Genomic DNA, 23,830 nt, shown 5'->3' with positions numbered 1-23,830 from the left:
AATATTTCAAGTTTGTTGCGGCTTTCAGGCAACCAATCCCCGGGGAAAAATCAGAATGCGTTTGCACTTATTCACCGCTGTGCCATTTGTTCTCGCGACTAGTTTCGTACAGGCTCAAACCCTTCAAGAAGCCATGCAAAAGGCTGTCGACGTTCACCCGGAAATCCAGGCTGCCGTTAACGCACGTATCGCTGCCGACTATCAGGTCAGAGCGGCCCAGGGCGGCTACCTGCCTAAAATCGACTTGCTGGGCGGTTATGGTCGCGAAAGCTCCGACAACACCTCGACCCGCGCCGCCAGCAACAGCCATGACTGGAAAACCTTGAACCGCGGCGAGTCGAGCATTCGTCTTCAGCAAAACCTGTTCCAGGGTTTCGGCACCGAGAATGAAGTCGGCCGCCAGCAGGCCACCGCCAACTCTCGCGGCTATGCCCTGCTCAATACCACCGAGCGCACCGCACTGACGGTGGCCCAGGTTTATCTGGATGTCCTGACCCGTCGCGAGATGGTGCAGTTGGCAGAAGACAACCTGAAAAGCCACGAACGCATTTTTGACCAGATCAAATTACGCACCAGCCGTGGCGTCGGAAGAATGGCGGACATGGATCAAGCCGAAGCCCGTCTGGCCCAGGCCCGCAACAACTTGCTGACCGAACAGACCAACCTCGATGACGCCAAAGCCAACTACATGAGCGCCGTCGGCCAAGAACCCGACGAGTTGGAGAAGCCCCAGGGCTTTGTCGCCTTGATGCCTGCCAGCCTCGAAGAAGCACGTCGGCAGATGGTAGAGAGCAGCCCGGTACTGCGTTCGGCCGAAGCGGACATCGCAGCGGCTGAAAAGCAATACGAATCCGCCAAGTCGACGTTCTATCCGCGCTTCGATGCTGAGCTGCAGCGCTCGGCCAACAGCAATATCGGCGGCGAAGAAGGCCACGACAATGGCTACTCCGCCATGCTGCGCATGCAGTTCAACCTGTACTCCGGCGGCAGCAACAAGGCAGACCTGCAGTCCAAGGCGTCCCAGGCATCCCAAGCGCTGGATATCCGCAACAACGCCCTGCGTGAGCTGAACCAGGAATTGAGCCTGGCGTGGAACGCCTACAACAACGCCACGGCGCAATTGCCGATCGCTCAGGAATACGTAGACCGCAGCACCCGCGTGCGCACGTCATATCAGCAGCAGTTCAGCCTCGGTGAGCGTACACTGCTCGACCTGCTCGACAGCGAGAACGAACTGTTCACGGCATCGCAACGCCTGGCACAGATCAAAAACCTGCAGCTGTATACGCAATACCGTATCAAGGCCGATATGGGCCAACTGCTCAAAAGCCAAGGCGTGGTTGCGCCGCTGGCATCAGTTGTGCAAAACGAAGTCAAAACGAAGGTGAACCTGCCAGGGATGAACTGATTCTTGACGGAGTTGGACCGCTCAACTGCATTAAGAGAGAGTCAGCTTGGATTCTGAAATAAGTGTGGCGCCGCTCAACCATGACCCGCGCAGTCAGCATGATGACCCCTTGCTGGACGGGTTGCTGACCCTCTGCTCCCTGCATTACAAGCCCGCCAGTCGGGCAATGCTGACCACTGGCCTGCCCTTGGCGGGCCAGCGCTTGAGCCCCGACCTGCTCGCCCGCGCAGCCGCGCGGGCGGGTTTGCAGGGTCGCGTGCTGCAGCGCAAGTTGGAGCAGATTCCATCCATCGCATTGCCGGCCTTATTGCTGTTGAAGGAAGGGCGCAGTGCGGTGCTGGTGGGGTGGGACGGTGATACCGCCCGCTTGCTGCTCAGCGAAAGCGAAGGCGGCGAAGTTCACGTCACCCGGGAAGTGCTGAGTCAGGATTACAGCGGCCGGGTGTTCTTCGCCCAACCGCAGCATAAATTTGACGTCACCACTGGCACGCTTATCCCGCGCGCTCGCTCCTGGTTCAGAGACACCCTCAAACGCTCACGTTGGCTCTACGCCGATGCTATCGCCGCCAGCCTGGTGATCAACCTGATCGCCCTGGCCGCGCCGCTGTTTGTGATGAACGTGTATGACCGCGTGGTCCCCAACCAGGCCACCGCCACCCTATGGGTGCTGGCGGTCGGTATTTGCGGCGCTTACCTGTTCGACCTGTTGCTCAAGAGCATGCGCAGCCTGTGCCTGGACCTTGCGGGCAAGAAAACCGACTTGATCATCTCCGCGACGCTGTTCGAGCGCATCGTGGGCATGTCGATGAAAATGCGCCCTGCACGCGTCGGCAGCTATGCGCAAAACATCCACGAATTTCAGGGGATGCGCGACTTTTTAACCTCGCTGACCCTGGCAAGCCTGATCGATCTGCCTTTTACATTGATCATCCTCGGCGTGATCGCGCTGCTGGGCGGCCACCTGGTGTGGATTCCAATCGTCGCGTTCCCACTGGCCCTGGGGATCGGCCACTTTCTGCAAAAGCCACTGACCGCGACACTTGAGCGCACCATGGCGCTGGGCGCCGAGCGCCAGTCCAGCCTGATCGAAACCCTCGCCGGGCTGGATGCGGTGAAGGTCAATAACGCCGAGAGCGAGCGCCAATACCAGTGGGAACAAACCATCGGTACCCTCAGCCGCCTGGAACTGCGGGTGAAAGTTCTGTCCGGCCTGGCGATGAACATCACGCTGCTGATCCAGCAAGTGGCAGGCGTGGCGATGATCATCTTCGGCGTGTATCAGATCATTGATGGCACCCTGAGCATGGGCGGCCTGGTAGCGTGCTACATGCTCAGCGGCCGCGCACTGGGCCCGCTGGCGCAACTGTCGGGCCTGCTGACGCGTTACCAGCAAGCCAAGGTGACGATGGTCTCCGTCGACCAAATGATGGAGTTGCCGCAAGAACGCAACTTCGAAGAGCGCCCCCTCAGCCGCAAATCGCTGCAAGGTGCGATGACCTTCCGCGAGGTCGACTTCACCTACCCGAACCAACAGAATCTGGCGCTACGCGGCATCAACCTGAACGTTCGCCCCGGCGAAAAAATCGGCATCATCGGCCGTAGCGGCTCGGGCAAAAGCTCGCTGGCCAAACTGCTGGTGGGCCTTTATCAGCCAGACTCGGGTTCGCTGCTGGTGGATGGCGTGGACATTCGCCAGATCGACGTCAGCGAGCTGCGCCACAACATCGGCTATGTGGCCCAAGACATCCAGTTGCTGGCTGGCACGTTGCGCGACAACCTGGTGTCCGGTGCGCGCTACGTGGACGACGAGATGGTGCTGCAAGCGGCAGAGCTGGCCGGCGTGCATGAATTCGCCAGGCTCCACCCGCAGGGGTACGAACTGCAAGTGGGCGAGCGCGGGCAAAACCTCTCCGGCGGCCAGCGCCAGAACGTGGCCCTGGCCCGCGCCCTGCTGCTGAACCCACCTATTCTGCTGCTGGACGAACCCACCAGCGCCATGGACAACACCGGCGAAGAGCGCCTAAAGCAGCGCTTGCAGTCGGTGATCGAAAACAAGACGGTGATTCTCGTCACCCACCGTGCTTCGCTGCTGAGCCTGGTCGACCGCCTGCTGGTGATCGACCGTGGCCAGATACTCGCAGACGGCCCCAAAGCGGCCGTGATGGAAGCGCTGAAAAAGGGGCAGATCAGTGTCGCTTAACTCCGGTCTACGCCGCTTAAAGAAGATGGTCTTCGGTTATTTCAAAGGCACCGACTCACTCGACAACCAGCCACTGCCCGAAGTGGAAAAAGCCCTGGTCGACGACGCGCCACGCATCGTACGCCTGACCATCTGGGGCGTGATCGGCTTCTTCGTGTTCCTGCTGCTGTGGGCGCACTTCGCGATCATCGACGAAGTGACCAAGGGCGAAGGCAAGGCGATCCCCTCCTCGCGCATCCAGAAGATCCAGAACCTGGAAGGCGGCATCGTGGCGCAGATTTATGCGCATGAAGGCCAGATCGTCGACGCCGGGGCGCCGCTGGTGCGCCTGGACGATACGCGATTTGCCTCCAACGTCGGCGAAACCGAAGCCGACCGCGTGGCCATGGAACTGCGCGTGGAGCGTCTGAGTGCGGAAGTCGACAACCGCCCATTGAATATCTCCGACAGCGCACGCAAAGCCGCGCCGAACCAGGCTTCTAACGAAGAGTCGCTGTACCTGAGCCGCCGTCAGCAACTGGCGGATGAAATTGGCGGGCTGCAACAACAGCTGCTGCAACGCCAGCAGGAACTGCGTGAATTCAGCTCCAAGCAGGATCAATACCGTAACAGCCTGGGCCTGCTGCGCCAGGAGATCGGCATGTCCGAACCGCTGGTGCAGCAAGGCGCTATATCGCCGGTAGAAGTGCTGCGCCTCAAGCGTTCCGAAGTCGAAACCCGAGGCATGCTCGACGGCACCACACTGGCCATCCCGCGCGCCCAAGCCGCGATCAACGAAGTGCAGCGCAAAATCGACGAAACCCGGGGTAAATTCCGCAGCGAAGCCCTGGCCCAGTTGAACGAAGCCCGCACCAACCTGAGCAAGGCCCAAGCCACCTCCAAAGGCCTGGAAGACCGCGTCAGCCGCACCATGGTCACCTCCCCGGTGCGCGGCATCGTCAAGCAGATGCTGGTCAACACCGTCGGCGGCGTGATCCAACCCGGCAGCGACATCGCCGAAGTGGTACCGCTGGACGACACCCTGCTGGTGGAAGCCAAGATCCGCCCGCAAGACATCGCCTTCCTGCACCCCGGCCAGGAAGCCATGATCAAATTCACCGCCTACGACTACACCATCTACGGCGGCCTCAAAGGCAAGCTCGAACAAATCGGCGCCGACACCGTGATGGACGAAGAAAAGAAGAACACCTTCTACGTCATCAAACTGCGCACCGAACGCAGCCACCTGGGCACCGACGAAAAACCCCTGCTGATCATCCCCGGCATGGTGGCGTCGGTAGACATCATCACCGGCAAGAAAAGCATCTTGAGCTACCTGCTCAAACCCATCATCAAATCCCGGGCAGAGGCACTGCACGAGCGTTGATTTTTTGCTGAAGGGACAGAGAAAAGCAGGGCAATGTGAGAAAACTTGAGTTTTCGCAAAAATAGTCAGATTTCAGGGGTTTACAGAACCTTGCCAATCGCTATAATCGTCGCCCTAACACGCCGGTATAGCTCAGTTGGTAGAGCAACTGACTTGTAATCAGTAGGTCCCGGGTTCGACTCCTGGTGCCGGCACCATATCTCAAAGCCCCGCAATGCGGGGCTTTGTGGTTTCTGGGGTTTGGGAAACGGCGAAAATCCTATGTCTCGTTTTCGTCAAAACGTCCACAAAACGTCCACACTCATTTTTTGAATCGGTTTTTCATACGCTGCCACCGGGACAATGGTGGCTTGATAAGCTGAGTTCCAATTTCAATCGCGGTCTCCAAAATCCCCGCGGTCTCCCCATATGACTCATGGTCTACAGACCCTATAGCCAAGACCCCACCAGACGAAACATCAGCTCGCACGCTGTCCGCAAGCTGATGAAAACGCACTATTTGAGTAGCCTCAACCACAGAAAGCGCACCTGACGGGAGAATAGAGGGGATCTGGCTCGGTTTTCACTTGGCGTCGCAGCAACAACCCAAGTTAGTGAGGTGTTTGAGGTTATCGCAGCATATCCTCTGGGCATTTCTGGCGCTTGATCGCTACCACGGGCTCTCAGATTTATGACGCATTAGTGAGAAAAATAAAAACCCCATAGCAGCTCCATAAAAAAGTCCGCCTATATGGCGGACTTTTTCTTGATATAAAACACAATTAAAAACAATAAACTAAGTGGAACAGCCAGCGCAAAATAAAAGCCATATAAAAGCGCATACCCGCCATTTGCAGCACCGGTCCTTAACGGACCCGACCTCCAAAAATCTTTAGATGTATAACGAAGCACCAAGTCTTCGACTAGACGCTTGGCAAACGGAAACAAAAATGCATTAATGCCACAAATCAAAAAAAATATTACTGCATTAGCATCTGATTTAAATGCGAACGCGCAAATCGAAAACAATCCCAGCCCAATAATTAGATTTTTCAAATAGTAGCTTTTTTCCATACCCAACTTCCTTCCATGCACTTATACCAAAATTGATATTCCATTCGAATAATCGACTATTTATTACCCCCTCGCCATCACACAGCCGACTAGAATTTTTTCTAATATGACAACAGTGCGAAAAATGCGACACATCTAAAGTCTGAATACTCAAAAAATAGCTAAAGATAGGATAGCGATTCTAGCCCCCCCGGCATGTTCACGAACAGCGACCAGAATTTTCCACGCCTTTGTTCACGCCGATCTGAGCCTGCTGGTGTTCCTCGTCCGCCTGCGACTCGAATTCGCCGAAGCTGAACGCGTTGACCTTGCGGTGCTTGCGGGTGGCGGGTGGCTTGGGTTCTTCCATGGCTACCTTCAGGGCGGGCCAGTGACTGAGCCGCTTTTTGTGGACGTTAAGGGATTCGTGGGCCAGCACGCCCATCACCGCGCAGGGATGTCGGCGTGGCTGGTGACATTGGTGCGCGCATCAAGAGTTAACGATGCACGACAAATTGATCGGCCGACGCTGCTGGAATACACCGGATCTGCGTCAGCAAGTTGACCAAGGCGCGACAGGCATCGCCACGGTGGAAAACAGATTGTCCAGCGTAAACTGGAATATGGTTACGCTCCCCGCTGATCAGTAGGTGAAGGTCATGAGTCCGAGTAAAACAATGGGAATGCGGCGCATCAGTGGTACTTCATCCTCCGCCCGCTTTAACTGGCGCACTAAGCGTCTGGCGAACAACCCCTATGAATGTATTTAACCGAAGATAAGGGGCATCAGCGTTTCAATTGCTCATAGGCTCGGCCCATGACTTCCCAGGTTCTCGCATCAGCAGGAATCAGATGCTCAATACGCAGCGACTCCATAGTAATGTCGAGAGGCATGCCAAATGTTGTGAAAGTTGACATGAATTTCAGTTCCCCGTGCCTTGAGTCGATCCGTGTCAGCACTAACGGAGGCGGTTCGTTTGCCAACGTGGAAGCCTCTTGAGGCGCGGGGAGGCTTTTCAGAAGCGTCGCGAGCCCTGGGTTGCTCAGGGCCTCTCTAGCGGCCCTTTGCCAGGCAATCAATCTGATTTCCTCGGCATTGCTCAGATGATCGCCCAACCCTCCAGGCTCCAGCAGCGTTACCAAAAGATTTAGGCCAATCGCCGCATCGGTACTCAGACCGACCAGTTCGAACAACACTCCAGCGCTGGCGTTGGCGGCCAATATCTCCCACTGACTCCCCAAGACAATCGCTGGTGCGGGGTTGTTGGCATGAAGGAGATGAGTAATAGCGTCACGAACGGCCTCCATGCTTGGCGAGGAAAGAGGTGTCGCTTCGTAGCGCGGTGCGTAACCACTGGCGAGAAAGACACTGTTGCAGAGCTCTAGAGGCGCATTGAGTGCCATAAGTAGGTTATGCAGGGTGCCGGGGCTTGGCTTGGCGCGCCCTGTCTCGATGCAACTGAGATGTCGCTGAGAAATACCCGACATCAAGGCGAGGTCGAGTTGGCTCAATTTTGCCTGACGTCGCAGTTGCCGCAACTGCTCACTTGCGGTGATGGAGGGTGTCGTTCGAGAAAAAGATCGGGGGCTCATTGTTCGACTCTGACGGCGCGAATTGGCTGAGTCCATGACCTGTGAGGTCATTGATCTCGTCGTGACAATATCACTACCTTGTCAGCGTTGATCATCGCTTATTGCTCAAGGAGGACAAATGAACAGACCCTACCTCTCGCTTTCCACGTTGGTGATTTTTTCAATGTATACAGCGGGTACTATGTTCGTTGCCGATCAATCGCTGATCGACTTCGGCCGGGAGTTAATATCCAGCCCGGACACTGCCCAAGTAGTTATTGACCTTTACCTGCTCGGCGTCCTCGCCTGCATCTGGATGTATCGAGACGCTCGTTCCAAAGGCCGATCTGCGGTCTCTCTTGTGCCTTACTTTCTAATAACGGCAGTCTTCGTATCGATTGGCCCATTGCTTTACATCGTTATCAACGGATTCGCCAAGAAGAAGCTGCCTGCGGATAGCACCGGTTACAGCATCAATAATTCGCGCAATTTCGACTAAGAGAAATGAAGAGGAAGTCCGTTGGCGTTTGGCAATTCCTGTGTTTTCAGATATCCGGCCGTGGGGGCTGCTGATCGATATGCATGAGGGCCCAGGTCAGCGAGGTGACCGCCAAAAGCACTTTGCCCACCCCCAACCCTTTTCGGTATAACCAACATCCCCCAGCGTCACGAACGGATTCCCATGAACGCTCTAAAACTCGTCGCCCTTTTGGTGATTTTCCCGCTGCTGTTGGCTGCCCTGGGTAACTGGGAGCGGCAGCGTGCGGAGGAGATGAGCAATGCGATGATCGATTACCACAGCAATGTGAGCATCGCGAAACAACAACTGCGGGCGCTGGCGGCGAGGAACCCTATGGCCAGTGTCGATCTGCCGAATGAGAAGATCAGCGTGCAGTTGGCGCTCTCACGTCTGGAAAAGATCGAGGCGGAGTTACCCACGGCTCATCAGGTGAATCGGGCAATGCGCGGGTTCGCGCCGTGGGTGGTGGGGTTCGGTTTGCTGGCGGCGGTGATCGGCCTGGCGGCGTTGGCCGGGACGCACTGGGCGGGGCGACAGGCGTTGCAATCGCGAGAAACATTACTACGTGTGTTCACCCAAGGCAGTCGGTTGTTGCCTTATGGGCTGGTGAGCCATGTGGTGGCGATGGCGGCGGCGGTGGCGCTGGCCTTGTGTTTCGAAGGTTTGGGGATGTGGCATGTAGGCCGGTTGGGCAGTGGCGAAGTCAAGCTGATGGCGGTGCTGGGGGTGGTTGCGGCGTTTTGCCTGTATTCCATCTGGCTGCTGCTGCGGCAATTGCGCCACATGCTGGCGATGTTCACGCCAGCGCCCATGGAGATTTTCGCGCGGGAAGTCACGCCCGTACAGGCTCCGGGCTTATGGCGCCAGGTGAGTGAATTGGCGGGTCGGCTCGGTGCTTTGCCGCCCGACCATATCGTGGTGAGCTTGGCCCAAGGCTTTTACGTCACGTCCAGCGACGCCACATTGCTGCCGGCGCACACCTCGCTGCATGGGCGGACGTTGCATGTGCCGTTGCCGTATCTGGGGCTGCTGAATCCGGCGGAAATCAATGCCGTGATTGGCCATGAGCTGGCGCACTTTGTCGGGCAGGACACAGAGTACAGCCTGCGCTTTTTGCCGATCTACGATGGGGTCAATCGCAGCCTGGAGGCGCTGCAAGAGACATTGCTGGCCAGCGATCTGATCCAAGGTTGGCTGATGCGTCCATCATTTCTGTTCGGAGTGTTTTTCATACAGCGCTTCGACCACGCGGTGAACCACTGGAGTCGCGAGCGCGAACTGCTGGCCGATGCCGCCGGCGCGCGGTTGGCCGGTAATGGGGCAGCAGCCTCGGCCTTGCTGCGCGTTTCGGTGTTGCAACCGCACCTAGAGGACGCGTTGATCACGCTGTGCGAGACGGCGTCGACCGCAGACCTGACCCAGGGTGTGCTGATTGCATTACGCGAACAAGCCTTGCAACTGCCACCTGACGCACTGGACATTCACCAACCACACCCGACCGACTCACACCCTTCCAACGGCGAACGCCTGCAAGCCCTGAACGCGTCGCTGGATGATGCCACGCGCAACGCTACCCGCGCGGTGGATGTCGAGGCGGCGCAGGCGCAGTTGGTGGTTTTTTTCAGTTCGGTGTCAGCGCTTAGCGAACAGCTGTCCGACGACTTGATCCAGGCCGTCGTCGCCGAAGACGAGGCACAAACCGAACTGCTGGAAACGCTGGCCGCTTCCGCTCAGGGCGAACATGCTTTACACGAAGGTGGCCGGCGGCGCGCCCTGGTCACGGCGGTACTGGCGGTGCCGTTTGTGGTGCTCGGGCTGCTGATCATGAGCCTGCCTTGGCTCGATCCATCGCGCGTGAAAGGCACGCCGCTGTCGACCTTCGGTGCCGGCGCGGCCATCGCCAGCATTGCGCTGATCTTTGTGTGGCTGGGCGTGCGCCGTTACAAACGCGCGCCGCAGATCGCGCTGCGGCTCACGCCGGAGCATTTTGTGTTTGCCAACCTGGCGCAACCGCTGCCGATTGAGCATATCGCCAATGTGTCGCTGCAACCGATCCAAGGCATCTGGCTCACGCTTGAACTGACGGACGAAGCACCGCTGCCCGAACTGCGCAAAACGGCGTTCGGCGTGCCAGGGGTGCGGCTCAATAAGAAGAAGCGCCTGGTGGTGTTGCAGATGGCGCAGTTGTGCATCGATAACCGAAAGATCGCGCCTTACGAAGGGCTGTCGCTGATAACCGATTACGTGAACGCGTCGCTGGCGCGCAGCATCTTGCAAAGCCGTCAGGACTGATCGGCGCTTATAAAAAAACCCCGAACCAGTCGGGGTTTTTTAACGCCTGACATCAGGCGCAACGTGCGGTCAATCAGAACACGTTGATTGGGTAGTCAGCGAACAGACGCAGTTCGTTACCGCCCACGTTGTAGTTGCTGGCGTTGTTGGAGACGCGCAACCAGGACGCACGAGCGCGCAGGCTCAGGTCTTTGGCCGGGCCGCTCTGAACGACGTACTTGAACTGGTTGAAGATTTCCCGCTCGGTGCCATCGCCACGGTTGGAGCCGTCGTCGATGTTGGTGCCGCGCACGTAGGCCACGTTGTAGGTCAGGCCGGCACGCCGAAGGTGCTGAAGTCCAGGCCGTAACCGACCTGCCAGGAGCGCTCGTCCTTGCCGTTGAAGTCGGACCAGTAGGAGTTGGCCAGCAGGATGGTGTTGCCGCCGTCACCGATGCCGCCATCGTTGCGGTAGCCGCCGTACAGGTAGCCAGTGTCGCCAGTGCTACGCTGGTGAGCGACGGTGAAGCTGTGCGGACCAACGGCCCAGGTAGCGCCCAGGCTCCAGATCTTGTTGTCGCGAGCGTCTTCGTCACCTTGGTTTTGCAGGGCGAAGCTCTTGTCCAACTTGGTTTTGTAGCCGTTGAAGTCAAAGGTCAGCGACTGTTTTTCTGGCAGGGCCAGCACGTAGTTGACGTTGACGTATTGCTTCTTCAGCACGTCTTCCATATCGGACGCGTACAGAGCGGCGGACAGGCTTTCGGTGAATTTATAGCTACCACCGAGGTAGTTGATGCTCTTGAGGTTACCGCTGTCGGTACCTTCAGCACTCTTGCGTGCTTCCTTGGTGAAATGACCGGCGTCCAGTTGCAGGCCTTCGATCTCTTTGGAAACGATCGAGGTGCCGGTATAGGTTTCGGACAACAGGCGGGAGTTGTCGTAGGCCAGAACCGGGACGTTAGGGAACTGATCACCGTATTTGAGCACGGTGTTGGACACCCGGAACTTCACGGCAGCGCCGCCTTTGGCCAGGTCGTCTGCGGCCGAGCCGCTATCGCCCTGCTTAAAGAAGTCGATGCCGCCAGCGCCGCTGCGGCCTTTACCGCCGTCCAAACGAATAGCGTACTGACCGATCACGTCCACACCCACACCGACGGTGCCCTGGGTGAAGCCGGACTCGAATTTACCGATGAAACCCTGGCCCCACTCGGCTTTGTCTTGCTTGCCGTTTTTGTAGTCACGGCTGATGTAGGCGTTACGTGCGGCGATATTCAGGTGGCTGTCTTCGACAAAACCCTTGGATTGGTCCTGGTCGTTGGCCATTGCTGTCGATGCGCTCAAAATCCCCAGAGCGATCAGACTCATCCGTTGCTTCAACATGTTCTTGTATTCCTTATTACGGGTTGAGTACGCGCTGTGATACCAGGCTCCATGTCGCTTTCTGATATCGACTTTTTTCGGAAAAAAGAAAGCCCGCGGACGACTGAACATGCCGCGGGCCTTTTTTTATTGGAAGAGTCATGGCGGTTAGCCACAGGCGTTGGGCGCAATCCTAGTCGCGCGTTGAACTATGTGTCAATTTCGCGAATCGTCTGTATTTAGGCGAAATAATTCTAAGGAGATGCTGATGACATGTCTAAAAACGACAACTAATTGCGCATCACCTCGCACAGCGCGTGCACTTCATCCTCACTGAACAACCCCTGCGGGTAGCGTTCACTCAATACACTGCGCAGGTCAGGTTGCCTGACCTGCCGCGCGCTGTTTTCCTTCAACCAGAGCGCCAGGGCATGGATGGCGTCACTGTCGACCCGTGAAGGATGAAGCGGGCGCGCGCGCATGGGGTTGATTTCGACGTTCATTTCAGCGCTCTCTCCGACTGCGTGAGCGGCTAACTTACTCAAGGTTTATGACAGAACTGCGCAGTCATCACCTTGGGCCACTGCTATGGCAAAACCGATACAAGAGCTATGCCAATGCGCCAGGTTCAGGGGCCTGCGCGCGCAAAAAAGCCCGCGGGCTAGTAGGGCCGCGGGCTTGCCTTGGAAGCTGGAGGCGCGTAGCGCCAGGTCGTCGTTAAAGCGCTGTTACAACCGCACTCAGTTTTTATGCGGCGCAGGCTGCTGTTGAGTCAGGCAGTGAATATTGCCGCCCCCCAGTAACAATTCACGACCCGGCACCATCACCACTTCATGTTGCGGGAACAGGTCCTGCAGGATGCGCTTGGCTTCAAGGTCGAGCGGATCGTCGAAGCTCGGCGCGATGATGCCGCCGTTGACGATCAGGAAGTTGACGTAGGAACCCGCCAACCGCACGGTCGGATTACGCTCCTGGGAACCGTCCACCGGGTCGACCCCGGCGCACTCTTCTTCGGTGGCATACAAGGGCCCCGGAATCGGCATTTTGTGCACTGTAAACGAGCGGCCCTGGGCATCGGTGCTGCGTTGCAGGACGTCCATGGCGGCATGGCAGCGCGCGTAATTCGGGTCTTGTGGGTCATCGGTCCAGGCCAGCAATACTTCGCCCGGGCGCACGTAGCAGCAAAAGTTATCCACATGGCCATCGGTTTCGTCGTTGAACAGGCCGTCCGGCAACCAGATGATTTTATCCACCGCCAGATTGGCGCTCAGCACCGCTTCGATCTCGGCGCGGTCGAGGTGCGGGTTACGATTGCGGTTGAGCAGGCATTCTTCGGTGGTGATCAGGGTGCCTTCGCCATCAACGTGGATCGAACCACCCTCCAGCACAAAACCTTCGGTGCGGTAACGGGGGGCGCGCTCGATCTCAAGGATTTTGCCGCCCACCTGTGTGTCACGGTTCCACGGCGCGTAGAGGCCGCCATCGAAACCGCCCCAAGCGTTGAAATCCCAATTGACGCCGCGCACTTCGCCGCTGTTGTTGATCACGAACGTCGGGCCGGTGTCCCGCACCCAAGCGTCATCGCTGGACATTTCCACCACGCGAATATTCGGCACATCCAAACGCGCCCGCGCGTTTTCATATTGGCCGGCGGACACGCACAACGTCACCGGCTCGAACCGCGCAATGGCCTTGGCCACGGCCACATGGGCCGCCTGCGCCGGCTTGCCACCCAGGCGCCAGTTGTCCGGGCGCTCAGGCCAGATCATCCAGGTCTGGGTCTGTGGCGCCCATTCGGCGGGCATATGGAAGCCATCGGCGCGGGGAGTGCTGTGCAAAGTGGTCATGGCGTTCGGTGCTCCGAAGGGGTGATGGCCGACTTTATAACGGATAAAAATCGGCTTTAAAATCAGTTAAGAGGCTTTAGCCTGAGGCATCCGGCCTAATTATCGATAAGAATCGACTATTTATAACTGTTCATCGAGCACCTTCGACAGCATGTCGACGAAGAAATCCACGCTGCTGCGGGAAGTGACCATCGGTGGTTTGATCTTGAGGATGTTCAGATAATCACCGGTAGGCTGCATGAAAATGCCCAACTCCCGTAAGCGGTCGCACAGTATTTTGGTTTCCTCGGTGGCAGGCTCCAGGGTGTGCCGGTCGCGAACCAGTTCCAGGCCCAGGTAGAAACCGGATCCATGCACCGCGCCGACCAACGGGTGACGCTCGATCAGGGCTTCCAGGCGAGCTTTGAAATGCCCACCGACCACTTGGGCGTTTTCCCACAGCTTTTCTTCTTCCATCACATCCAGCACTGCCATGCCGATCCGGCAACTGACCGGGCTGCCGCCAGAAGACGAGAAGAAGTAGCCTTCAGCCTCCAGCGCTTCGGCGATTTCGCGGCGAGTGATCACGGCCCCCAGTGGCTGGCCGTTGCCCATGCCTTTGGCCATGGTGATGATGTCGGGCACCACGCCCTGCTCCTCGAAGCCCCAGAAGAACCGCCCCATGCGCCCATAACCGACTTGCACTTCATCGGCGATGCACACGCCGCCCTGAGCGCGCACCAGGCCATACACTTGTTGCAGATAGCCCGGCGGCAGCGAGATGCCACCGGCGTTGCCATACACCGGTTCGCAGATAAAGCCTGCCAGTTGGCGTTTGCTGGCGGCGATTTTCGCCAGGTTGTGCTCCACGCTGCGTACGTAGTCCAGGGCACTGTCCTGCCCACGGAACTCACCGCGATAGGTGTTGGGCGCCGTCACTGGGTGCACCCAGTCCGGACGACTGCTCAAGGCCTGGGGGTTATCGGCAATCGAGGTGGACACCGCATCCGCCGCCACCGACCAGCCGTGGTACGCCTCCAGCACGCTGAGCATGTCGCGCCCGCCGCTGTAGGCCCAGGCCAGGCGAATGGCCAGGTCGTTGGCTTCGGTGCCGCTGTTGACCAGAAACACACGGTCCATGCCCGCCGGCGCCAAGGCCAAAAGGCGTTCGGAAAACTCCGTGACGGCGGCATAGTGAAAGCGTGAGTTGGTGTTGAGCAGCGACCATTGCCGCGCCGCCACCGCAGCCATGCGCGGATGCCCATGGCCGAGCACCGCCACGTTGTTGAGCATGTCCAGGTAGGAACGCCCCTGCATGTCGATCAGGTGGTTGCGCCAGCCCCGCTCGATACGCGGCGGATCGGTGTAATAGTGCTTTTGCGAGCGCGCAAAACTGGCGTCGCGGCGAGCCAGCAGGGCGTGAGCGTCCAGTTCAGGCTCGGCGTCGCAAGCCAGCCCCAGCACAGCAGCAGGCGACGGGCAGAGGATTTGCCAGGCCGATGCGCGCGAAGGCGTGCAAAACAGCGGCGGTTCGAGATCGGCGCGGCACAGTTGTACGGTCAGCGGCGCTTGAACCTCGCCAAACACTTGCCCTTTGACCAGCAGCGCACCCGGTTTGAGGGAGGGTTTGACCCCCATCAAGCAAACGCTCGACTCGACGCCCTGCAGGCTCACGACCCCATCGGCGTCCTGGTGCAATGTACCGGCGAAAGGCGCTTCCAGCACCGTGCCGTGGGGCACATGCAGCTCGACGTGCAGGGGAAAGGTCTCCGGCTCGGCGGCGCTGTCAGGGACGGTGCGCGACAGCCGATATTGCCCGTAGCGGCTGGCCGCCAACCCATGAACTGCTGCTGCTTCGTCCAGCAGCCTGCGATCGACACCGGGTGTCTCCCAATTGCCAGCCTCGAAATGCGGGCTGAGCACCCCGAGGTCGATCAACGCAAATTCGCGACCGACCAGCTCCGGTAACAGTGGGGCAAAATCCTGGCTGGCGATGGGCGTCGGCGTTTCGCCAACGCTGCTCAAAATCGCCGCTTCCATCAGTTCGAACGGCACCGAGGTCGCCACATGGAAGATTTCCCACTCATGCTCGGCATTTTTCAGCAGGTAGCTGTTATCCGGGTCCAAGCGTTGCTGCTGCTCACTGCTCAGCACCAGCACCGCCGCCCGCGCAACGATCAGCGGCCACAGCACCTGTAACTCTTCGCGTTGCAAAGGGGTCACGGCATGGCAGGCCTGGATCGCCGGCAAAATCGCAAAGGGGTCGCCTTTGGCATGGTGCAGCAGGGCCGCGCAAGTCACCGACAGATCAGCGATGCGCCAGGTGTGAACCAGATCGCCGAAGTCGATCACCCCCTGAATGTGCCAATGACGCTGGGCATCGCGCTGCCACAGCACGTTGTCATCGGTGATATCCATGTGAACGGCTTGCCACGGCAGGCGCTCGGCCAAGGGGCGAATCCGGGCTTGAACCTGCGCGGCCACGCGCTCCAACGCGTCACGGTGCGGGAGACGTTCCAGGCTGGTCAGCAGGTGGGTGATCAGTTCCGGAGCATGGCGCGGGTCCCACTGCAGCGTGCGCTCAAGGCCCCCATGCTCGAACGGCGCGAGCGCCAGGCTCATGCGGCCGCACAGGTCGCCAAATCCGGCGATCACCTCACGGCTCAAGTGCGGCATGTGGGTCAACGGCTGGCCGTCGAGATAGTCCAGCAGCCGCAAATGCAGGGTTTGCCCGCCGATCGTCAGGGTGAGCAACTCATCGCCAGCCAGGGTCTTGATGACCTTAGGCACACGCACCTCGGCGTGCGTCTGCAGGTGACCCAGCGCCGCGTGCTGAGCCTGCAGCTCCAACGCCGCGTAGTCACCCCGGCAGATTTTCAGAACAAACTGTCCCTGGGGGGTGTCGACTCTGTAATTGAGGTCTTGCTGGCTGCCCAGTGACTGCAAAGTGCCAGCAAGGCCATAGTGCTGCGCCAAGAGTTGAGTGGCCTGATCGAGGCCTACTTGCGGGCAAGATAGACTGGCGCGATGGATCAACGTGGCGAGCAGCATGGTCAGAGCCTCTGATTTTTAGGCGTGTATATCGCCATTGTTTTGGGGGGTTAAGCAACCCCCTGCTTATAACCGTGCTTGCGCCGCCCCGCTGCGCAACTCAAGCTATGCTTCATCCGCTTAATGTCCGTCTAAGGAAAAGGCCCTCCGACATGCGCATTTTCATCACCGGTGGCGCCGGATTTATCGGCTCAGCCCTGATCCGCCATCTGATTCAACACACCGAGCACGAAGTGCTCAACCTCGACAAACTCACCTACGCTGGCAACCTGGAGTCTCTGACCAGCATCGCCTCCAACAGTCGCTATGAGTTTGTCCAGGCCGATATCATCGACCAGGCCACCGTCAGCGCCGTGCTGGCACGCTTCGAGCCCCATGCGATCATGCACCTGGCCGCCGAGTCCCATGTCGACCGTTCGATTGACGGTCCGTCGGATTTTATCCAGACCAATATCGTCGGCACCTATAGCCTGCTCGAAGCCGCCCGTGCCTACTGGCATACGCTGACCGAGCCGGCAAAAAGTGCCTTTCGCTTTCATCACATTTCTACCGATGAAGTGTATGGCGACCTGCACGGCGTGGATGACCTGTTCACCGAAACCACGCCCTACGCTCCCAGCTCGCCCTACTCAGCCAGCAAGGCCGCATCCGACCACTTGGTGCGCGCCTGGCACCGTACCTACGGCCTGCCTGTGCTGCTGACCAACTGTTCGAACAACTACGGCCCGTTCCATTTCCCCGAAAAGCTGATTCCGCTGGTGATCCTCAATGCCCTCGCGGGCAAGCCATTGCCGGTCTACGGTGATGGTTTGCAGGTGCGGGACTGGCTGTTCGTCGAAGACCACGCCCGCGCTCTATTGAAAGTGGTCACCGAAGGTGTGGTCGGCGAGACCTACAACATCGGCGGCCATAACGAACAAAAGAACATCGACGTGGTGCGTGGTATCTGCTCCCTGCTGGAAGAACTGGCGCCGCAACGGCCCGCAGGCGTCGCGCAATTCACCGACCTGATCACTTTCGTCAAGGATCGGCCAGGTCACGACCAACGCTACGCGATCGACGCCAGCAAGATCGAACGCGAACTGGGCTGGGTTCCGGAAGAAACCTTCGAAACCGGTCTGCGCAAAACCGTGCAGTGGTACCTCGATAACCTGGAATGGTGCCGCAGGGTCCAGGACGGCAGTTATCAGGGCGAACGATTGGGCAACACCGACACGAAGGATCTGATTGCATGATGAAGGGAATCGTATTGGCCGGTGGCTCCGGCACGCGCTTGCACCCCATTACCCTGGGTGTGTCCAAACAGCTGTTACCGGTGTACGACAAGCCGATGATCTACTATCCCATCTCAGTGCTGATGCTGGCGGGGATCAAGGACATCTTGGTGATTTCCACCCCGGTGGACTTGCCGCAATACCGCAACCTGCTTGGCGACGGCAGCCAGTTCGGCGTGCGGTTCAGTTACGCCGAACAGCCTTCTCCGGATGGCCTGGCGCAGGCGTTTATCATCGGCGAAGAGTTTATCGGTGACGACCCGGTCTGCTTGATCCTGGGCGACAACATTTTCCATGGCCAGCACTTCGGCGATCAATTGCGCACAGCCGCCAATCGCCCGTCCGGCGCGACTGTATTCGGCTATTGGGTCAAAGACCCGGAGCGCTTCGGCGTGATCGACTTCGACAACGAAGGCCGCGCCCTTTCAATCGAAGAAAAACCCGCCAAGCCGAAGTCCAGCTACGCCGTGACCGGCCTGTATTTTTACGACAACGATGTGATCAAGATCGCCAAGGCGGTCAAGCCTTCGCCTCGCGGTGAACTGGAGATCACTGACGTCAACAACGCGTACCTGCAGCGTGGCGATCTGCATGTGGAACGCTTTGGGCGTGGCTTTGCCTGGCTCGACACGGGCACCCACGACAGCTTGCTGGAGGCCTCGACGTACGTACAGACCATTGAACACCGCCAAGGTCTGAAAGTCGCTTGCCTTGAAGAAATTGCCTACGAGAATGAGTGGATCGACCGCAACCACCTGCTGCAGCGCGCCCAATATTTTGGCAAGACCGGCTATGGTCAATACCTGTACTCGCTGGCGGGAGATAGCCAGTGAACGTGGTTGAAACCTCACTTCCCGGTGTTGTAATCCTCGAACCAAAAGTCTATGGCGACGACCGAGGTTTTTTCTACGAAAGTTTCAACGCCAGGACGTTCAAGCAGGCCACGGGCCTCGAACGCAACTTCGTACAAGACAACCATTCGCGCTCGCAAAAGGGTGTGCTGCGGGGCTTGCACTATCAGTTGGTAGACACACAGGGAAAACTCGTGCGTGTCACCGCAGGTGAGGTGCTCGACGTGGCGGTGGATATTCGCCGCAGTTCTCCGAACTTCGGTCAATGGGTGGGGGTCCGTCTGTCGGCTCAGAACCACCGCCAACTGTGGGTACCCGAAGGTTTTGCTCATGGGTTCGTGGTGTTGAGTGAATACGCAGAGTTTCTCTACAAGACCACTGATTACTATCAGCCCAGTGCTGAGCGCTGCATCGCATGGAACGACCCAACGCTGGCAATTGATTGGCAACTGACCGAGACGCCGCAACTGTCCGTCAAGGACCAGGCCGGCAAACGCTTGGTGGAAGCGGACCTGTTCCCATGAAAATCCTCATCACCGGCCAACACGGCCAAGTCTCCCAGGCTCTGCAGCAGCGTCTGCCCCCGCTCGGCGAACTGATCGTGCTGGGTCGCGAGCAACTGGACCTGACCAACGTCGACCAAATCCGCCAGCAGGTCCGTGCCCACCGCCCCGGCCTGATCATCAACGCCGCCGCCCACACGGCGGTCGACCAGGCCGAAAGCGAGCCGGAGGTGGCCTTCGCCATCAATGCCATCGCCCCCGGCATTCTGGCTGAGGAGGCCAAGGCCCTGGGCGCGCCGCTGATCCACTACTCCACCGACTACGTGTTCGACGGCAGCAAACCGGCGCCGTACACCGAGGCCGATACGCCGAACCCGTTGGGGGTGTATGGCCAAAGCAAGCTCGCCGGCGAGCAGGCGATTGCGGCAGTGGGAGGCGAGCATCTGATTCTGCGCACCAGTTGGGTGTATTCCAACCACGGCAAGAACTTCCTGCTGACCATGCAACGCCTGCTGCAGGAAAAGCCGCAGATGCGCATCGTCGCCGACCAGATCGGTGCGCCGACCTGGGCCGGCACCATCGCCGACAGCACTCGCGCCCTGATCGAACATTGGCAGGCTGGGGCCGCCGGCGCGTGGGGGGTGTATCACCTGACGGCCCAAGGCGAAACGTCGTGGTTCGGCTTTGCCCAAGCCATCGGCGAGCATCTGCGGGCCACCGGCAAAGCCTGCGCCGAGCTGGAGGCCATCCCTTCCAGCGCTTACCCGACACCCGCCAAACGCCCGCTGAACTCGCGTCTGGACTGCAGCCGCTTGCAGCACCAGTGGCATGTCGCCCAACCGCATTGGCTGGACGCACTGCGCGAGTGTCTTGCACAGCCGCACTAGGCATAATGCGCCTGTACCCCCAGGCGCACGACTCCCATGACTCCACCCCTTCCGCGACGACCCCGCTGGCGCAGCCTCGCATTGCTGGCGTTGTGCCTGGCCCCGCTGCTGTGGCCGCTGGAACACCTGGCCGAGCGCTACTATCGCAGTGAGCTGGCCGGACAAAACCGCCAGACCCTCGACCTGTACGTCGCCAACCTGTTGGGTACCCTGCACCGCTACGAAGTACTGCCGCAGATCCTCGGCGATCTGCCCGCCCTGCGCACCGCGCTGGCGGCGCCCGAGGTCAGTACCCACCTGGCCAACGCTAACCTGCTGCTCAAAGACGTGGCGGCCCAGGCCGGCGTGGAAGTGATGTATCTAATGGACACCACCGGTAAGACCCTCGCCGCGTCGAACTGGGATAAACAGGACAGCTTCGTCGGACGTAACTTTTCATTCCGCCCCTACTTCAGTGAAGCCATGGCCGGGCGCTTGGGTCGATTCTTCGGCCTGGGCACCACCTCCGCCAAGCGCGGGTACTTCTTCGCCGCGGCGGTGCGCGACGGTGAAATAGTCATCGGCGTGCTGGTGGTCAAGGTGGACCTGGATCACACCGAAAGCCTGTGGGGTAACACCCCGGAACAACTGCTGGTCACCGACCACAACGGCGTGGTGATCCTGACGTCACGCCCGCAATGGCGATTCCGCGCCACGCGCCCGCTCACCGCTGAAGAGCGGCAGGCTATCATCGCAATCCAGCCCTACCCGACCCGCGATCCACAGCCGCTGAACCTGAGCAGCACCGCCTGGTTGCGCCAGTCCACGGCCATCGCCGAAACCGGCTGGAACGTGGAAATCCTCGCGCCGAAATCCTTGATCAGCCGCCCGGTGCGCACCGTGGTGGCCGTGGGCGGCGCGGCACTGCTGGTGTTGATGCTGTTGCTCGGTCTGTTGATGCAGCGCCGTCGCCACTATCTGGAGCGTATTGCCTTTGAGGCCAAAGCCCGCCGCGAACTGGAAATGCGTGTGGCCGAACGGACCAGCGACCTGGAAGGCCTTAACCGACGCCTGAAACAAGAAGTGCTGGAGCGCGAACACGCCCAGCAGGAACTGGTACGCGCTCAGGATGACCTGGTACAGGCCGGCAAGCTGTCGGCGCTGGGGACCATGTCGGCGAGCATCAGCCACGAACTCAATCAGCCCTTGGCTGCGATCCGCAGCTACGCCGAAAACGCCGAAATCCTGCTCGATCACCAGCGCACCGACGACGCGCGCGGCAACCTCAAGCTGATCAGCGAATTGACCGGGCGCATGGCCTCGATCATCGCCCACCTGCGCGCCTTTGCCCGCCGCGACCGCCATGCTCCCGAGAGCGTGGCGCTGCAACCAGCGCTCGATGACGCCCTGGCGCTGCTGGCCAAGCGCCGCCGCTCGATGGAAGTGGAATTGATCCGCGATCTGCCGGAAGCCACGCTGTGGGTGCAGGCCGGCGAAACCCGCCTGCGCCAGGTGCTGGGCAACCTGCTGGCCAACGCTCTGGACGCGCTGACCGAAAAAGGCCAGCCGCGCAAACTCTGGCTGAGTGCCGAAACCACCGAGCAAGGCGTCAACCTGTACATTCGCGACAACGGCCCAGGCTTTTGCATGGAAGCCCTGGGCCGCGCCAGTGAGCCGTTCTATACCACCAAGACGCGTACACAAGGCCTTGGGCTGGGCCTGGCCATCTGTGAAACCCTGATGCGCGCCTTTGGCGGCGAACTGCTGTTTGCCAACCACAAGGAAGGCGGCGCGCTGTTAACCTTGAAATTGCGTGCCGGTTCGCCGGGCGTCAGTCTGCAACCGTCCGAGGACCGCAGTGTATGAGTATCGATAACCAGATTCAGGTGGTGCTGATCGACGACGACCCGCACTTGCGTCAGGCCCTGTGCCAGACCCTGGACCTGGCCGGGCTGAAGGTCCTGCCTTTGGCCGAAGCCACCGGCCTCACCGCGCAGCTGTCGCGGGATTGGCCGGGGGTGGTGGTCAGCGACATCCGCATGCCCGGCATGGACGGCCTGGAACTGCTGGCCGAGCTGCACGGCCAGGACCCGGATCTACCGGTGTTGCTGATCACCGGCCACGGTGATGTACCGCTGGCTGTGCAAGCCATGCGCGCCGGGGCCTATGACTTTCTCGAAAAGCCTTTCGCCAGCGACGCTTTGCTCGATAGCGTGCGCCGCGCCCTGGCGTTGCGTCGATTGGTGCTGGACAACCGCAGCCTGCGCCTGGCCCTTAGCGACCGCCAGCAACTGAGCACGCGCCTGGTGGGGCATTCGCCGCAGATGCTGCGCCTGCGCGAGCAGATCGGCGCCCTGGCGGCAACCAAGGCCGACGTGCTGATCCTCGGCGAAACCGGCGCCGGTAAAGAAGTGGTGGCGCGCGCGTTGCACGATCTGTCGAGCCGACGCAGCGGGCCGTTCGTGGCGATCAACGCCGGGGCCCTGGCCGAGTCGGTGGTCGAAAGCGAACTGTTCGGCCATGAACCCGGCGCATTTACCGGTGCGCAGAAGCGCCGCATCGGTAAGTTCGAGTTTGCCAATGGCGGTACGTTGTTTCTGGATGAAATCGAAAGCATGAGCCTGGATGTGCAGGTCAAGCTCCTGCGTCTGTTGCAGGAGCGCGTGGTCGAGCGCCTGGGCGGCAACCAATTGATCCCCCTGGACATCCGCATCATCGCCGCGACCAAGGAAGACCTGCGTCAGGCCGCCGACCAGGGCCGCTTCCGCGCCGATCTGTATTACCGTCTCAACGTGGCGCCGCTGCGCATCCCGCCGTTGCGCGAACGGGGCGAGGATGCGCTGATGTTGTTCCAACACTTTGCCGACGAAGCCAGCAGTCGCCATGGCCTGCCGCTACACGAACTGCAACCGGGCCAGCGCGCATTGCTGTTGCGCCACAGCTGGCCGGGTAATGTGCGGGAACTGCAGAATGCCGCCGAGCGCTTTGCACTGGGCCTGGAGCTGGCCCTGGACAGCTCGGCGGACAACCCCACCGGCAGCGTGCTGACATCCACGCCGGGCGGCTTGAGCGAACAGGTCGAACAGTTCGAAAAAAGCCTGATCGCCGCCGAACTCGCCCGCCCCCACAGTTCTCTGCGCAGCCTCGCCGAAGCCCTCGGCGTACCGCGCAAGACCTTGCACGACAAACTACGCAAGCACGGGCTGAACTTCGCCGACAGCGCCCAGCACAGTGCCGACGACGAATGACCCTTCCTACCCGCCAAGAGGCCACCATGAGCCGCGACAGCCGTTACCTGGAATCCATCCTTCACCATGACATTCCCCTGACCCGGGAAATGGGGCTCAAGGTGCTCGACTGGCAAGATCGCCAGTTGCAGCTGCACCTGCCCTTGCAAGCCAATATCAACCACAAGAGCACCATGTTCGGCGGCAGCCTCTACTGCGGCGCGGTGCTGGCGGGCTGGGGTTGGTTGCACCTGCAATTGCGCGAGGAAGGCATCGAGGACGGGCATATCGTGATTCAGGAGGGGCAGATCAGTTATCCGTTGCCGGTTACACATGACGCCACGGTGATTTGCCAGGCGCCGGAAGAAAAGGTGTGGAAGCGTTTTTTAGCCACCTACAAGCGCTATGGGCGGGCGCGGTTGACGTTGGACACCTGGATCGTGAATGAGGGCAGTGACGAAAGAGCGGTCGCCTTCACTGGCCAATACGTCCTGCACCGCTAGA

The 23,830-nt window shown here is 59.7% G+C and carries 18 protein-coding genes, 1 tRNA gene and 2 pseudogenes; 14 read left to right on the top strand and 7 right to left on the bottom strand.

Annotated elements, in window-relative coordinates:
- Positions 1 to 55 precede the first annotated feature (55 nt).
- The 4 genes from FIV35_RS00345 (at position 56) to FIV35_RS00330 (ending at position 5,171) form a co-directional block, all read left to right on the top strand.
- A complete protein-coding gene (locus FIV35_RS00345) occupies positions 56 to 1,408 on the top strand; it encodes a TolC family outer membrane protein (RefSeq protein ID WP_034136515.1) in 1,353 nt (450 codons plus the stop codon).
- Positions 1,409 to 1,454: 46 nt separating this feature from the next.
- Positions 1,455 to 3,608: a type I secretion system permease/ATPase gene (locus FIV35_RS00340; protein ID WP_034136514.1), complete on the top strand. Its 2,154-nt coding sequence runs from the start codon at positions 1,455 to 1,457 to the stop codon at positions 3,606 to 3,608.
- Positions 3,609 to 3,633: 25 nt separating this feature from the next.
- The gene (locus FIV35_RS00335) at positions 3,634 to 4,974 is read left to right on the top strand and encodes an HlyD family type I secretion periplasmic adaptor subunit (RefSeq protein ID WP_094066163.1); all 1,341 of its coding nucleotides are present in this window, start codon (positions 3,634 to 3,636) and stop codon (positions 4,972 to 4,974) included.
- A 121-nt stretch (positions 4,975 to 5,095) separates the two neighbouring features.
- Positions 5,096 to 5,171 (top strand) — tRNA-Thr (locus tag FIV35_RS00330).
- 529 nt (positions 5,172 to 5,700) lie between these two features.
- On the opposite strand, the gene FIV35_RS00325 is transcribed toward FIV35_RS00330, so the two are convergent.
- Together FIV35_RS00325 and FIV35_RS29520 are read right to left on the bottom strand one after the other, a co-directional pair.
- On the bottom strand, positions 5,701 to 6,027 hold the full coding sequence (locus FIV35_RS00325) for a colicin E1 family microcin immunity protein (protein WP_034136512.1): 327 nt from the start codon (positions 6,025 to 6,027) through the stop codon (positions 5,701 to 5,703).
- A gap of 199 nt (positions 6,028 to 6,226) precedes the next feature.
- On the bottom strand, positions 6,227 to 6,376 hold the full coding sequence (locus FIV35_RS29520) for a hypothetical protein (protein ID WP_156796372.1): 150 nt from the start codon (positions 6,374 to 6,376) through the stop codon (positions 6,227 to 6,229).
- Between the two features lie 123 nt (positions 6,377 to 6,499).
- Here FIV35_RS29520 and FIV35_RS30155 point away from each other — a divergent pair.
- Positions 6,500 to 6,653: pseudogene (locus FIV35_RS30155) on the top strand (integrase domain-containing protein); the annotation flags it as partial.
- Between the two features lie 139 nt (positions 6,654 to 6,792).
- Here FIV35_RS30155 and FIV35_RS00315 read toward each other — a convergent pair.
- The gene (locus FIV35_RS00315) at positions 6,793 to 7,599 is read right to left on the bottom strand and encodes an MmyB family transcriptional regulator (protein ID WP_034136510.1); all 807 of its coding nucleotides are present in this window, start codon (positions 7,597 to 7,599) and stop codon (positions 6,793 to 6,795) included.
- A 118-nt stretch (positions 7,600 to 7,717) separates the two neighbouring features.
- On the opposite strand from FIV35_RS00315, the gene FIV35_RS00310 reads away from it, so the two are divergent.
- A complete protein-coding gene (locus FIV35_RS00310) occupies positions 7,718 to 8,077 on the top strand; it encodes a hypothetical protein (RefSeq protein WP_034136509.1) in 360 nt (119 codons plus the stop codon).
- Between the two features lie 183 nt (positions 8,078 to 8,260).
- The gene (locus FIV35_RS00305) at positions 8,261 to 10,390 is read left to right on the top strand and encodes a M48 family metallopeptidase (RefSeq protein ID WP_034136508.1); all 2,130 of its coding nucleotides are present in this window, start codon (positions 8,261 to 8,263) and stop codon (positions 10,388 to 10,390) included.
- Positions 10,391 to 10,463: 73 nt separating this feature from the next.
- Here the strand turns inward: FIV35_RS00305 and FIV35_RS00300 are convergent.
- The 4 genes and pseudogenes from FIV35_RS00300 to FIV35_RS00285 all read right to left on the bottom strand — a co-directional run bounded on the left by FIV35_RS00300 (position 10,464) and on the right by FIV35_RS00285 (position 16,605).
- A pseudogene (locus tag FIV35_RS00300) lies at positions 10,464 to 11,749 on the bottom strand (OprD family porin).
- A 269-nt stretch (positions 11,750 to 12,018) separates the two neighbouring features.
- A complete protein-coding gene (locus FIV35_RS00295; RefSeq protein WP_034136507.1) occupies positions 12,019 to 12,231 on the bottom strand; it encodes a hypothetical protein in 213 nt (70 codons plus the stop codon).
- A 237-nt stretch (positions 12,232 to 12,468) separates the two neighbouring features.
- Positions 12,469 to 13,575 (bottom strand): agmatine deiminase, encoded by a 1,107-nt coding sequence (aguA, locus tag FIV35_RS00290; RefSeq protein ID WP_034136506.1) that lies wholly within the window; start codon positions 13,573 to 13,575, stop codon positions 12,469 to 12,471.
- Positions 13,576 to 13,695: 120 nt separating this feature from the next.
- Entirely contained in the window at positions 13,696 to 16,605 is a 2,910-nt protein-coding gene (locus FIV35_RS00285; RefSeq protein ID WP_034136505.1) for an aminotransferase, read from the bottom strand.
- Positions 16,606 to 16,757: 152 nt separating this feature from the next.
- On the opposite strand from FIV35_RS00285, the gene rfbB reads away from it, so the two are divergent.
- Genes rfbB through FIV35_RS00250 form a run of 7 tightly spaced genes read left to right on the top strand, consistent with a single transcriptional unit; the run spans position 16,758 to position 23,829 of the window.
- A complete protein-coding gene (gene rfbB, locus FIV35_RS00280) occupies positions 16,758 to 17,840 on the top strand; it encodes a dTDP-glucose 4,6-dehydratase (RefSeq protein ID WP_034136504.1) in 1,083 nt (360 codons plus the stop codon).
- The gene (gene rfbA, locus FIV35_RS00275) at positions 17,837 to 18,712 is read left to right on the top strand and encodes a glucose-1-phosphate thymidylyltransferase RfbA (protein WP_034111342.1); all 876 of its coding nucleotides are present in this window, start codon (positions 17,837 to 17,839) and stop codon (positions 18,710 to 18,712) included. Before rfbB ends, rfbA begins: the two co-directional genes overlap by 4 nt.
- Positions 18,709 to 19,254: a dTDP-4-dehydrorhamnose 3,5-epimerase gene (rfbC, locus tag FIV35_RS00270; RefSeq protein WP_034136503.1), complete on the top strand. Its 546-nt coding sequence runs from the start codon at positions 18,709 to 18,711 to the stop codon at positions 19,252 to 19,254. The genes rfbA and rfbC overlap by 4 nt, the downstream gene beginning before the upstream one ends.
- Positions 19,251 to 20,120 (top strand): dTDP-4-dehydrorhamnose reductase, encoded by an 870-nt coding sequence (gene rfbD, locus FIV35_RS00265; RefSeq protein WP_034136502.1) that lies wholly within the window; start codon positions 19,251 to 19,253, stop codon positions 20,118 to 20,120. Before rfbC ends, rfbD begins: the two co-directional genes overlap by 4 nt.
- 36 nt (positions 20,121 to 20,156) lie before the next feature.
- Positions 20,157 to 21,965 carry a sensor histidine kinase gene (locus tag FIV35_RS00260; protein ID WP_034136501.1) on the top strand — a complete coding sequence of 603 codons (1,809 nt, stop codon included), beginning with the start codon at positions 20,157 to 20,159 and terminating at the stop codon, positions 21,963 to 21,965.
- Positions 21,962 to 23,347: a sigma-54-dependent transcriptional regulator gene (locus tag FIV35_RS00255; protein ID WP_034136500.1), complete on the top strand. Its 1,386-nt coding sequence runs from the start codon at positions 21,962 to 21,964 to the stop codon at positions 23,345 to 23,347. The genes FIV35_RS00260 and FIV35_RS00255 overlap by 4 nt, the downstream gene beginning before the upstream one ends.
- A gap of 26 nt (positions 23,348 to 23,373) precedes the next feature.
- The gene (locus FIV35_RS00250; RefSeq protein WP_034136499.1) at positions 23,374 to 23,829 is read left to right on the top strand and encodes a thioesterase domain-containing protein; all 456 of its coding nucleotides are present in this window, start codon (positions 23,374 to 23,376) and stop codon (positions 23,827 to 23,829) included.
- Position 23,830 lies beyond the last annotated feature (1 nt).

The organism is Pseudomonas rhodesiae, from assembly GCF_007858255.1.
Taxonomy (GTDB): domain Bacteria; phylum Pseudomonadota; class Gammaproteobacteria; order Pseudomonadales; family Pseudomonadaceae; genus Aquipseudomonas; species Aquipseudomonas rhodesiae.
The sequence above is the reverse complement of the archived record's forward strand: the minus strand, read 5'-3'. Positions and strand labels throughout refer to the sequence as shown.